The following is a 13045-nucleotide window of genomic DNA, read 5'->3' as shown; positions in this document are numbered from 1 at the left end:
CGATTGTAGCAATAGCCGATTACCAATTGAAAACGGTTTCCGACACATTTTTCACAAATTTAATTTTTGCTCTCCACTTGCTTTAAAATCTTTAATGTCATATAATCATTTTTGCGACTATTTTCTAACATAAGAAGATAGCGGCAACCACCAATTATGCTTATGCGCCCGTGGTCCAATGGATATGACGCAGCCCTCCGAAGGCTGAGATCTAGGTTCGATTCCTTGCGGGCGCGCCATTACTCCTTCTTATCGTAAGTTCAAACTCTATATTGATACACACTAACCGTTCCTATACACTGGAACGTTTTTTTTATTTTAAGGAAGAGCCTAGCGAATATTCTCCTACCCAAACATCCAACCTCTGCCTCATGAAAAACACTCCAAATTGCGCTTGTTTTTTTCATCCAATCCACTTCAAACCTGTTTTTTTCTTATACGCTGCATGGGAATGACAGACCTCTTTGACTATCTTTGACTTTTGACTTTTCATCCGTTATTATGAGAATACGATTTAACCATTCATTGTTTTTTAGGAGGGGGCTTACGTTGGATATGAATTTCGTTCCTATGGTTATTGAGCAAAACAATCGGGGTGAGCGTGCGTATGACATTTACTCTCGCCTATTGAAAGATCGCATTATTTTTCTAGGATCAGGTGTAAATGACGTGGTTGCCAACTCCATCATCGCACAATTGTTATTCTTGGCAGCAGACGACCCTGAGAAAGACATTTCTCTTTATATTAACAGCCCGGGCGGTTCAATTACGGCAGGCATGGCTATTTACGATACGATGCAATATATTAAACCGGATGTATCTACGATTTGTGTCGGTATGGCTGCTTCCATGGGTGCCTTCCTGCTCACTGCAGGTGCAATCGGCAAACGTTACGCGCTACCAAACAGTGAAGTAATGATCCATCAGCCACTTGGCGGTGCAGAAGGTCAAGCAAGCGATATCGCCATTCGTGCGAAACGCATTATCCTTATGCGTGACAAGCTGAACGGCATCTTGGCAGAGCGCAGTGGACAATCGCTTGAGCGTATCGAGAAAGATACTGACCGCGATTACTTCATGAGTGCAGCAGAAGCCAAAGAGTACGGCTTGGTTGATAAAGTTATTGAGAAACTTGCGTAATCAATTTAGCTAACGCAAAAAAGAGCAAGTTCGGATTAATCCGAGCCTGCTCTTTTTTTTTGCGTTCACACTCGCAATGTTATGTACTTCCCTATAAAAAAAGAGCTGCCTCCGCAAGCTCATAATGAACCTGCGTGACTTCTCTCCTTCTTCCTTATTGGTTCTCCAGCTCTTCTTTGCTTACCAAAGCGACTAAAGCGTTTACAGCCTGTTCTGCATCCGAACCCTCTGCACTTATGGATACCTCAGTGCCAGAACTGATTGCCAAACTCATAATTCCCATTATGGATTTAGCATTTACTTTTTTGTCGTCTTTCTCTACAAATACTTCGGAGGAAAATTTGTTCGCTTCTTGTACGAATAATGCTGCTGGTCTTGCATGTAGTCCAGTCTTAAGACGAACAACAACCGGAAGCCTTGTCATGGAAACCATACCCCCTATATTTTTCTCAATCATTAACATGCGGCAAAAGCTTATACGGCTATGTTTGCCGTCTTCTGGCTGCAAAAGCTCGTTTCCGGACAAAGATAAGATGTGTAAGTATCGCTGCTGCTTATTCTTATCTTTAGAAATTACGTCATTTTAAATTATTATATCATTATACCAGCTGATGCACTAGGATAAAAGTTCAGACGCCACGGATTTTTTCCGCAAGCGCGTCGATTTTACGTAATCGATGGTTTACGCCTGACTTACTGACCTTTCCTCCGAGCATTTCGCCGACCTCTGTCAAATTCATATCTGGATGTTGAAGCCTTATTTCAGCTACTTCCTTCAGCTTATCAGGCAGGCTATCCAGTCCCACTTCACGCTGCAGCAGCTTAATGTTCTCGATTTGACGAACAGCTGCACCGATCGTTTTATTTAGGTTAGCCGTTTCGCAATTAACGATCCGGTTAACTGAATTACGCATATCGCGCATGATTCGAACATCCTCAAACTTAAACAGAGCTTGATGCGCACCAACAATATTGAGAAGCTCGATAATTTTCTCGCCCTCTTTGATGTAGAAGATGAATCCCTTTTTTCGTTCAATGCATCTAGCGTTTAGGTCAAATTTGTTCGCAAGGTCAACTAACGCTTCACAATGCTCTTGGTACATCGAAGAGATCTCCAAATGATAAGAAGAACCTTCCGGATTATTAACCGATCCGCCAGCAAGAAATGCACCTCGCAAATACGACCGCTTGCAGCAAGGCTTGCGAATAATTTCCTTATCGATACCTAAATTGAACATAAAACCTTCAGATACAATTTTGAGCTCGCTTAATATTTCTTGAACCCTTACCGGGATACGGACGATATACACATTATTTTTTTTCAGCCTCATCTTTTTGCGGACGAGCAGTTCTACATGTACTTCATAGTGCTTTTTGAGCAGGGAATAAATCCTTCTGGCAATCGCGGCATTTTCCGTTGAGATGTCCAAAACGACTTTGCGGCTAGATACGCTAACCGAACCATTCATCCGTATGAGCGCGGATAGCTCCGCTATCTCACAACAGCTGTCCGCTTCGATTAACGTCAGCTCTTTCTTTGTTTGGGCCGCAAATGACATTGTGTATCACCTCTTTCGTAACATCCAGTTCTCTACCAGTTTATAAATATGATGGCTTAAACGTTCGGCATCATGCCGAAGAAAAGTGCGAAATAAAACCAGTCGGTCCGCAATGACTTCATATCCCTTTTGCGTAACCGCATCTAAATCCAAATGGACCGCCTTCGCGCCTAATTCAGCATATCTGCTCTCGATCTGCGGCGGGATCTCGCCGTCATTTACAATGACGTAATCGAATAAATGCTGTCCGATATGAGCATGAATCGCATCGAGGTGATCACCTACTGAATAATTATCAGTCTCTCCAGGTTGCGTCATTACATTACAGACAAATAGTTTTACTGCTTCTGATTCCACGATGGCAGTTGCCAGTTTAGGAACTAGCAAATTTGGAATAATACTTGTATATAAGCTGCCCGGTCCAATCAAAATGGCATCTGCCTGTTCAATCGCCTCGACTGCCTCTTGCAGCGGTTCTACATCAGCTGGTTCCAAAAATACTCGTTTAATGACCTTACCAGCCTTCGGAATCATCGATTCCCCAGTGACAATGGTGCCATCAGCCATTTCCGCTTTAAGTACGATAGCCTGATTCGCCGCGGGCAGGACCCTTCCTCGAACGGCTAAAACACGGCTCAGCTCACGAATCCCGGTCACAAAGTCACCGGAAATATCGGTCATTGCTGCCAGCATAAGATTGCCAAGGCTGTGCCCTGCAAGTCCCGGTACCGTTTTGAAACGATACTGAAGCACCTCAGTGAGCAGCGGTTCAGCATCAGCTAACGCCATAAGTACGTTCCGAATGTCCCCTGGAGGTGGAATTTGCAGCTCATTGCGTAAAATACCTGAGCTTCCGCCATCATCAGCAACGGTAACAATCGCGGTAATATCGAGCGGTTTCTCCTTAAGACCTCGTAACATGACAGAGAGACCTGTACCGCCGCCAATAACGACGATTTTAGGCCGTCTCATTATCTTGTGTCTACTTTGCATTCTCTCACCTCGTCAATGCTTGTCACGTTCGGCATCGCGATGGCTGACACGCACACGTTCCGTATCACTGCTGCCGAGCATGCGTCCCAAATATTCAGCTATAGCAACGGAACGATGCTTACCGCCAGTACAGCCAATACCGATAACAACCTGACTTTTCCCTTCCTTCCGATAAAGCGGAATAAGGAATTGCAACATGTCCAGCAGCTTCGTTAGAAATTGCTGAGTTTCAGGCCATTTCATAACGTATTCATATACATCTGGGTTTTGACCGGTATTTGGACGCAGATGCTCGACATAATGCGGATTAGGCAGGAATCGAACGTCATAGATCAGATCCGCATCAATGGGAATGCCATATTTAAAGCCAAAGGAAGTTACATTTATCGACAGGCTGTTTTGCTCTAAGTGCGTAAAATGAGAAATAATACGTTCCTTCAATTGAGCAGGTTTCAAAATACTCGTATCAATAACCTGTGATGCCCAGCCCTTTAAGTCCTCAAGCAGGCGACGTTCATTACGAATGCCCTCAAGCGGCATGCCCTCAGGCGCTAGCGGGTGACGACGACGGCTTTCCTTATATCGCTGAACCAATACAGAATCAGTCGCATCCAAAAATAGGATTTCACAGCTAAGCGTGTAATGCTCCTTGATGTAGGCCAACGACTCCGAGAGCGCCGTGAAAAATTCACGCCCGCGCAAATCAATGACAAGCGCAACGTTGCCGATTTTACCATTCGACTGATCGATCAACTCTGCAAATTTAGGAATAAGAACGGGCGGCAGATTATCTACGCAGAAGAAACCGAGATCCTCCAGGCTTTGGACAGCAATGGTCTTGCCCGCGCCAGACATCCCGGTTATAATGACAAGCTTCGCTACTGCTCCTGTCGTTTCCATGAATAAACCTCCTAAAGACTTTGCGAATGCAAAGTCACTTCGTAAGGATATGCTTAAGGTTTGCGAATGCAAACCTACTTCGTAAGGATAAGCTAAGACTTTGCGGATGCAAACCTACTTCGTAAGGATAAGCTAAGACTTTGCGGATGCAAAGTCTCTTCGTAATTTATGATTATTAAATTATCCTCTTAGAATAAGGCCAGCTGCGCCTACTACACCTGCATTGTTGCCTAACGTTGCCGCTACGATTTTCACATTTTCTTTCGCTTGATCCTGTGTATACTTCTCGAAAACTTCACGGATTTGCTCGAATAAAAATTCTCCAGCCTTCGACACGCCGCCGCCAATGATGAAATATTGCGGATTCAATACGATAGCGATCATCGCCATTGATTTACCCAAATAATAAGCAGCGCGGTTTACGATGCGAGTAGCAACTTCATCTCCTGCTTTAGCTGCATCAAGAACGTCCTTCGCCATAATGTCCTCAACGAGTGAAAGCGATGTGCGATCGCCGCGTTCAACAGCATCCTTCGCCATACGGATAATACCCGTTGCCGAGGATACCGTTTCCAAGCAGCCAATTTTTCCGCAGCCACATACAATAGCTTCAAGATCAGGCACAATTGCCATATGACCTAGCTCGCCTGCCATACCCATTGAACCCTCTACGATTTTACCATCTATAATAATGCCGCCGCCTACGCCTGTGCCGAGTGTGTAGCATACGCAGTGCGCAATGCCTTTGCCCGCACCGCCCCAAGCTTCACCTAGTGCAGCAACATTCGCATCATTATTAACTTTTACTGTCTTATTCAGCTCTTGCTCCAAATAAGCTTTAAGATTGACGTTCTCGATTTTCAAGTTTGGCGCAAATTTCACAATTCCGTTCGGAATATCTAGGAAACCAGCAATACCAACACCTACCCCGTCAACTTGCTCCCAATCATAGTCCGATTCAACTACGATTTGTTGTGCATATTTCGCAATATTTTGAAGGATAGTGTCCGTTCCTTTACTCGCCTCCGTCGGCCCCTCGTACGTCTGGAGCAGTTGCCCATCCGAATTACAAATACCTACTTTAATAGCAGTTCCGCCGACATCGACTCCAACGTAAATCTTCTCAGACATCACTAGTCCACCTCATCAATATGTTAATCTTCTCTTGTAACACTATAAGCGACCTTCATCCTCTGGTCAAGATAGAGGAACACAGGTAGATCAACCGCTCTCGGCCAAGCAAAAATGCCTGCAGCATCCTCTGAATGCAGAAGTAGCTTTGACATAGAAATATAAGATAAGTAGAAGCAAATAATATACTTTCTTTTATTTTAATGAAAAGGCTATACCGTCAAGCATATCGCTCTGCTGGTATAGCCCTTTCTTTATCTTATGATGATGCTCGCCAAGTATTAAAGCGATTTGCTCCAGTCATGCGTAATTGCACCTTCCAAATATCTTTCGCAATCCAGTGCAGCCATACAGCCACTGCCTGCAGCAGTAATCGCTTGACGATATTTGTTGTCCTGAACATCGCCGCAAGCGAATACGCCCGGTACGTTCGTTTCAGAGGTACCCGGTTTTACAACAATGTATCCGTGATCGTCTGTGTCGATTTGGCCTGCAAGGAATTTCGTATTTGGCGTATGACCGATTGCGATAAAGATTCCGTCCGTCTCAATAACGTCCTCTTCACCTGTCTCGTTGTTACGAACTTTAAGTCCGGTAACACCCATGCCGCTTGCTACGACTTCAACCGGCGTGCGGTTCAAGCTCCAGCTGATTTTCTCGTTCTCACGAGCGCGATCTTGCATGATTTTTGAAGCGCGAAGCTCATCACGACGGTTAACAAGCTCTACATTAGAAGCAAAACGAGTAAGGAAATTTGCTTCCTCCATTGCAGAGTCGCCGCCGCCAACTACGATAATTTTTTTACCGCGGAAGAAGAAGCCATCACAAGTTGCGCATGTGCTTACGCCGCGACCTACGTTATCTTTCTCGCCAGGAATGCCGAGGTATCTAGCCGATGCCCCAGTAGAAATGATAATGCTTTCTCCAACAAGCTCGCCGTGACCTTCCACTTGAAGCTTGAATGGACGCTCTGACATATCCACGCTATTTACCCAACCTGTAATAAACTTAGCGCCAAAGCGCTCCGCTTGTTTACGCATGTTTTCCATAAGCTCAGGACCCATAATACCTTCTGGGAAACCAGGGAAATTCTCAACCTCTGTCGTTGTCGTCAATTGTCCGCCCGGTTCTGGGCCTTCAATAATCAGTGGGCTCATGTTGGCGCGAGCCAAATAAATTGCTGCTGTAAGTCCCGCAGGACCAGTACCGATAATAATTGATTTGTACATAAGCTTCACCTCGTAACAGTTTATTCGTCCTGTAATTCCTGTGTAAAGAAGACGGAACTCATCGACTTCATCTTTTCTTTGATGCCGCAAACCTCATCAATAATCTTGACGTTCTTGCTTACTGTAGCAATGGATGTGCTATATCTGGTCGATACCTCGTGGTATGAGATCGCCCGACGATGCATTTTCGCTGTCAAATATTCTAATGCGGCCGCCCAGCTCTCCGGCTTTGTTAGCTTCGGAGTATCCGGGTATACTCGCGTCAAAAATTCTACCCATAAGGTCATCAGATCATGCTGCTGAACCAAATCATATTGCTTGCTCATGCGATCGAGAGCCATATCTACAACAGTCTGCCACTTATCTTCCCATACAGGCAGGCTTGAAGGGACACGATTCGGCTCAATGACCGTTTCTTTTCCTTCCAGCACCACATGTAAAGGCTCTTGAACACCCATCGTTCTGAGTACAAAGATGGCAATCCGTTTTAAATAATCATCCTCTTCCCGCTCCAGCAAAAACGTCTGAAGAACATCCTTCACTTCGCTGTCGGCGATCATCCCTAGAGCCTGAATAACCTGCAGCTTCGTGTCCTGATCACCATGACGCAGCGCCCAGAAGAACGAAGAGCGCACTAGTGGATCCCGCTTAAGATGATCGGGAATGCCGTCGGAGGATTTCTCCCAAAGCTTGAACTGCTCCTCGAACGGCAAATGATAATGATAGCTGATGGCTGCCGTCTGTTGCCCGCTTCGAACTAGCTCCAACTGCTCCATATAATAAAGCGGAATGCTTGATTTCGGATCGAGCTTGATCGTCTGCTTCCAAAGCCGCTCTGCTTCCTGCAAACGTCCGATATTGCAAGCTGCAACAGCCGCATAATGGTACAGACTAGGATCCTGAGTCAGCTCAGAGTCTTTGAGCAGTCTGGTGAAATGCTTATAAGCAGCACCATGCTCTCCTAAGATGCCCATTGTTGTTGCCAGTTTAAACACATGCTCCTGATGGAACGGTACCGTCTTCGCAAGCAGCTCAACGAGTGGCTTCAAGCTTTTTTCATCGTTTTTGTGCTGATAAAAAATAGCAAGATTGCACAGTGCATGCAGATTGCCCGCTTCAAGATCAAGCACTTCATGAATCGTTTCCATCGCTTTATCGAACATGCCCATATAGTAATAGGCTAACGCCAAATTATTTCGAGCAGCTAAAAAATCAGGCTGTCCTTCAATAATTTTTTCCAAAATGCGCACAGCCTCAGTGAATTTGCCTTCCTCAAGCAAAGTACGCGCCAAATCATGCTCGACCATGCCTTCACGAGACTTTATGTTGGTCAAGCGTGTAGGACGCTCCAGCTCATAATGCAGCAGATCCATCATATCCTCTGCTTCATCTAGAAACTGTCCCTCTGAGTCTTCTTCTAAATATCGAATAAGCGAGCCCTCAGCTGCTTCATATTGCTCTAAATTAGCAAAATTGTTTGCCATATAGAAATGGCATTCCGTCATCGTCGGATCGAGCTCATCTACAATCCATCCCAATATTTTATTCGATTCCTCATAGTTGCCCATTTCAGAAAGAATGCCGGCCATATTACAATGGTTTACCGGATTCTCCGGCTCGTATTCAACGGCGCGACGAAAATATTTAAGTGCCTTGTCATAATGGAGCCGATCAAGCGACCGAACCGCACGTTCGAAAAAAAACGTAGCGTCCCATTGAACCGGTATGACTTTCGTCTGTTGATCTACGGCAACTCGTTTCTTTTCTTTCACCCGCAAGGCACCTCCCGTAACTTCCGATTTTCTACGATTATACCATAGCAATACCCATCAGAACATGAAAGAATATGTGGGAAAATCGCGGGTGGCAAATACACCACCCGCGATTTCCCGCGGCATTACTATTCATTTCGTGTGTTCTGCATTCCATTTGAACGATTAGACACCGTTGTTTTTGAACAAGGTGCTAATGGAGCCGCCTTCCAAAATAATGCGTGTTGCTTCAGCAAGAAGCGGCGCAACGGAAAGCACTTTGAATCGTTCAGGAGTCGATTCCGGCAAGCTGATTGAGTCTGTAACGATGACTTCTCTAATATTTGGATGATCCAAACGCTCAATGGCCGAGCCGGAGAATAACGGGTGCGTTGCGCATACGTATACATCTTCTGCGCCACGCTCCTTCAAGCCTTCCACAACGTTAACAATCGTAGATCCCGTATCGATAAGATCTTCGATAATAATCGGTGTCTGACCTTCGACATCACCGATAACGTGTGTGATAACCGATTCATTATGCGCAGGGCGTTTCTTGATCATAATCGCAAACGATGTATCCAAGTAGTTCGCTAGCTTCTCAGCAGTTGAAGCACGTCCTGCATCCGGCGATACGACAACCGGGTTCTTGATGTTTTTCGACTTCAAATAATCGCTGATTAAATCTAGCGCAGTCATATGATCGACCGGAATGTTGAAGAAGCCTTGAATAGCTGGAGCATGTAGGTCGATTGTAATCACTCGGTTCGCTCCAACTGTCGTGAGCACATCCGCCAGCATTTTCGCTGAAATCGGCTCCCGAGGTGCTGCTTTGCGCTCCTGACGCGCATAACCGTAATAAGGCATGATGATGTTGACCGTTCTTGCGGAAGCACGCTTCGCCGCATCAATCATAACAAGCAATTCGACAAAATGCTCGTTGATTGGATGTGAAAACGATTGTACGAGAAATACGTCGCAATTCCGAATCGTTTCCTCGTAATGCACGTAAATCTCACCGCTTTTAAAACGGGACATCTTGATCGCACCTAGCGTCAGACCAAGCTCTGCACTAATTTTCTGAGCCAATACCGGATTAGACGAACCCGAAAAAATACGCACCTTGTCGCTTAACATGATACCCTCCTGAGCGTTAAAACCAATTAATTTGACGGAACTAGTACTCGTCTTTGTCGGATCATTCGACAAAGCTTCTTTTATCATCTATATTATACATGGAATTTACGATATTTCAAAAATCAATCATCACTAATTTTCGACAATTAAATGTCGCAAGCTGCTTATAACCAACTTCTTTGAGCAAAGCGTACGCTTGATCCAAATATTGGCCTAGTCTTTCGGGCTGATGAGCATCCGATCCAACCGTAAGCGGAATGCCTAATTCAAGCGCATATTCCAGCATACGGCGGCTCGGGAACATTTCAGCGGCAGGCGTGCGGAGCCCCGATGCATTGAGCTCAATCGCAAGCCCATGCTTCTTGACTGCCTCAAGCGCTGCATTTTCCAAATGGGTAACATTTTCCTCCGGTCCAAAACCAAAGCGCTTGATTACATCAATGTGTCCGAAATAGTCATAAAAACCGCTTGCGGCTGCTTTGCCCACGGCTCTGTAGTATTGCTCATATACAGCCATTCGATTACGGCCTTCCCAGCCTCCTGTTTGCCGAAAATCCGTAATGTCCCACTCCTCCAGAAAATGAACGGAGCCAATCACGTAATCCCAAGGGTAAGCGTTCACGATCGCAGCGATCTGTTCTTCACAGCCTTCGATATAATCGCCTTCCAGCCCAACACGTATGTCGATTTGTCCCTTATACTTTTCCTTGAGCTCAAGGCATTCCTCTACATAACGGGGAAGCTCATCCATCGGCATTGCCATTTCCGGATAATAAGTCGCAGGGTCAACATGGAGCAGAGGCATGTGATCGGAAAGGCCGAGCTGCACGAGTCCGATCTCTATTCCCTTCCTTACATATTCCTCTAGCTCCCCGACGGCATGACCACAGCGAGCATGATGCGTATGGTAATCGATAAACATGTGCGTACCGGCCTTTCTGCTGAAATTTATTATGAAGCTGCTAATTATCTCATTTTGTTCGTTGTTGGTTTGCCGTGACGATTGTTAATTTCGCTAATCACATCATCAAGTGGCAATCCGCGCTCACGGAGCAATACCATCAGGTGAAAAATAAGATCGCCAACCTCGCTCCGAAGCTCGTCGTTATCTTTATTTTTCGCTGCAATGATCACTTCGGACGCTTCCTCGCCAACCTTTTTCAAAATCTTATCTACACCTTTATCGAACAGGTAAGATGTATAAGAGCCCTCAGGGCGCTCTGCGTAACGCTCGGCGATTATGCTCTCTAGCTGACCAAGCGTAGCGAAACGGTCTGGAGAGGATGATACAGCATCAAGGGCAGCTTCTGTGTTCCCGCTTACTTCAATTGGATTAAAGAAACAGCTATAGCGTCCTGTATGGCATGCCGGCCCCTTCTGATCCACTTTAACGAGCAAAGTATCGCCATCGCAATCATAAGCCATCGAGACGATCCGCTGAGTATTTCCGCTAGTAGCTCCCTTGTTCCAGAGCTCACCCCGTGAACGGCTCCAATACCATGTAACACCGGATTCTACGGATAACTGAAGCGATTCCTTGTTCATATAAGCAAGCATAAGAATTTCTTTGCTCTGCGCATCCTGCACAACAGCAGGCACTAGACCTGCGTCGTCCCATTTGATTTTAGAGATAAGTTCATTATGATTGTTTTCCGTCATCGTACCTCTACTCCCTTCAAACGCAAATCGTCCTTCACTTCACGGATCGTCATTTCTTTATAGTGAAAAATAGTAGCAGCCAGAGCGGCGTCCGCATGTGCCAACTGGAATACATCGTTAAAATGTTCAACTTTACCCGCTCCGCCTGAAGCAATGACCGGAATACCCAGTGAATCTGATACCGCCTGTGTAAGCTTGATGTCGAAGCCGTCTTTCGTACCGTCTGCATCCATACTCGTCAGCAAAATTTCTCCGGCACCTAGCCGCTCCGCTTCACGCGCCCATTCGAGTGCCTTAATTCCAGTCGTTTTGCGACCGCCGTGCGTGTAAACTTCCCATTCACCCCACTCAGGATTGAACTTCGCATCAATCGCCACCACGATGCACTGTGAGCCGAACTTGCGAGAACCCTCTTGAATGAGCGCCTTGTTTAGTACCGCAGCAGTATTTATGCCAATTTTGTCCGCGCCTGCGCGCAGCAGCCGCTTCATATCATCGACATGTGAAATGCCGCCGCCTACCGTAAACGGAATCGTAATTTCACCAGCCGTCCGCTTGACGACCTCAATCATCGTCGCACGTCCTTCAACCGAAGCCGATATATCTAGAAATACAAGCTCATCAGCGCCCTCTTGGTCATAGGTGGCCGCCAGCTCGACTGGATCGCCCGCATCGCGCAAGTTCACAAAATTAACGCCCTTCACAACACGTCCATCCTTCACGTCAAGACAAGGAATGATACGTTTCGCCAGCATATTGCCCTCTCCTTTATGCCCGTAGCCGAGCTTGATTATGTGTTTAGTGATGCTTGGTGTTACTTAGGATTACTTCAATAAAGCTGCTTGGCATTAAGAAATATCATAGCCATAACCAAGCAGCGTGGCTTCATATATCGGTATAACTCTGATCGAGCAGCTCGATTTAATGTCTATAAATTTTTGTTGTTTGTTAGTGCAAGAAAGTTGCCCAGCAGCTGCATGCCAAGCTCTCCGCTTTTCTCGGGGTGAAATTGCATGCCATATACATTGCCACGACCAACAATTGCCGTTACCTGCTGGTAATAGTCTGTCGTCGCGAGCAGATCAGAACCTACCTCTGGCTTCGCATGGAACGAATGCACGAAATAGACATGACCTTCGGTCAGACCATTGAACAGTGGAGACTGTTCCTGAAGAAAAGACAGCTTGTTCCAACCCATATGAGGAATCTTGTAATCACCTGTGAAACGGCTAACCTTGCCAGGAAGCAAATTCAAGCCCTCGTTTGTTCCGTACTCATCACTTTCGGTGAAGAGGAGCTGCATGCCAAGGCAAATGCCCAGTAACGGCTTACCAGAAGCTGCATACGTCTTGGTTACCTCATCCATCTTCGTTTCACGAAGGTTTTGCATCGCATCGCCAAATGCACCAACGCCCGGAAGGATTGCTCCGTCTGAAGCTGCAATCGTATTTGGATCAGCTGTGATGACCGCCTCGTATCCAAGACGCTCAACCGCTTTGCTTACGCTGTGGAGGTTGCCCATCCCATAATCAATAATCGCGATCAT

Annotated in this window: 13 protein-coding genes and 1 tRNA gene; 2 read left to right on the top strand and 12 right to left on the bottom strand. The window is 45.9% G+C overall.

Translation table 11 applies throughout. The features are described 5' to 3' along the window. Positions 1-164: 164 nt before the first annotated feature. Both AC787_RS17425 and clpP read left to right on the top strand, forming a co-directional pair. Positions 165-239 (top strand) — tRNA-Arg (locus AC787_RS17425). Between the two features lie 316 nt (positions 240-555). After that, entirely contained in the window at positions 556-1140 is a 585-nt protein-coding gene (gene clpP / locus AC787_RS17420; protein ID WP_161807559.1) for an ATP-dependent Clp endopeptidase proteolytic subunit ClpP, read from the top strand. Between the two features lie 154 nt (positions 1141-1294). On the opposite strand, the gene AC787_RS17415 is transcribed toward clpP, so the two are convergent. The 12 genes from AC787_RS17415 to hisH form a co-directional block, all read right to left on the bottom strand. Further along, positions 1295-1564 carry an HPr family phosphocarrier protein gene (locus AC787_RS17415; RefSeq protein WP_028609180.1) on the bottom strand — a complete coding sequence of 90 codons (270 nt, stop codon included), beginning with the start codon at positions 1562-1564 and terminating at the stop codon, positions 1295-1297. A 205-nt stretch (positions 1565-1769) separates the two neighbouring features. Further along, positions 1770-2699, bottom strand: a complete 930-nt coding sequence (whiA, locus tag AC787_RS17410; RefSeq protein ID WP_054025937.1) for a DNA-binding protein WhiA — start codon at positions 2697-2699, stop codon at positions 1770-1772. A 6-nt stretch (positions 2700-2705) separates the two neighbouring features. Next, a complete protein-coding gene (locus AC787_RS17405; protein WP_321166121.1) occupies positions 2706-3671 on the bottom strand; it encodes a YvcK family protein in 966 nt (321 codons plus the stop codon). Positions 3672-3704: 33 nt separating this feature from the next. Then, a complete protein-coding gene (gene rapZ / locus AC787_RS17400; protein ID WP_054025935.1) occupies positions 3705-4592 on the bottom strand; it encodes an RNase adapter RapZ in 888 nt (295 codons plus the stop codon). Between the two features lie 180 nt (positions 4593-4772). After that, positions 4773-5723: an ROK family glucokinase gene (locus tag AC787_RS17395; protein WP_054025934.1), complete on the bottom strand. Its 951-nt coding sequence runs from the start codon at positions 5721-5723 to the stop codon at positions 4773-4775. Between the two features lie 281 nt (positions 5724-6004). Then, positions 6005-6952: a thioredoxin-disulfide reductase gene (trxB, locus tag AC787_RS17390; RefSeq protein ID WP_054025933.1), complete on the bottom strand. Its 948-nt coding sequence runs from the start codon at positions 6950-6952 to the stop codon at positions 6005-6007. Between the two features lie 20 nt (positions 6953-6972). Continuing rightward, entirely contained in the window at positions 6973-8724 is a 1752-nt protein-coding gene (locus tag AC787_RS17385) for a tetratricopeptide repeat protein (RefSeq protein WP_054025932.1), read from the bottom strand. Between the two features lie 165 nt (positions 8725-8889). Beyond that, positions 8890-9840: a ribose-phosphate diphosphokinase gene (locus AC787_RS17380; RefSeq protein ID WP_054025931.1), complete on the bottom strand. Its 951-nt coding sequence runs from the start codon at positions 9838-9840 to the stop codon at positions 8890-8892. A gap of 115 nt (positions 9841-9955) precedes the next feature. Next, a complete protein-coding gene (hisJ, locus tag AC787_RS17375) occupies positions 9956-10762 on the bottom strand; it encodes a histidinol-phosphatase HisJ (protein ID WP_054025930.1) in 807 nt (268 codons plus the stop codon). Positions 10763-10806: 44 nt separating this feature from the next. Continuing rightward, the gene (gene hisIE, locus AC787_RS17370) at positions 10807-11499 is read right to left on the bottom strand and encodes a bifunctional phosphoribosyl-AMP cyclohydrolase/phosphoribosyl-ATP diphosphatase HisIE (protein WP_054025929.1); all 693 of its coding nucleotides are present in this window, start codon (positions 11497-11499) and stop codon (positions 10807-10809) included. Further along, positions 11496-12254, bottom strand: a complete 759-nt coding sequence (hisF, locus tag AC787_RS17365; RefSeq protein ID WP_054025928.1) for an imidazole glycerol phosphate synthase subunit HisF — start codon at positions 12252-12254, stop codon at positions 11496-11498. The genes hisIE and hisF overlap by 4 nt, the downstream gene beginning before the upstream one ends. A gap of 173 nt (positions 12255-12427) precedes the next feature. Then, complete coding sequence (gene hisH / locus AC787_RS17360) at positions 12428-13045, bottom strand: imidazole glycerol phosphate synthase subunit HisH (RefSeq protein ID WP_054025927.1); 618 nt, start codon at positions 13043-13045, stop codon at positions 12428-12430.

Origin of the sequence: Bacillus sp. FJAT-28004, assembly GCF_001280845.1 — a bacterium.
In the GTDB taxonomy this organism is placed as follows: Bacteria; Bacillota; Bacilli; order Paenibacillales; family Paenibacillaceae; genus Pristimantibacillus.
The sequence above is the reverse complement of the archived record's forward strand: the minus strand, read 5'-3'. Positions and strand labels throughout refer to the sequence as shown.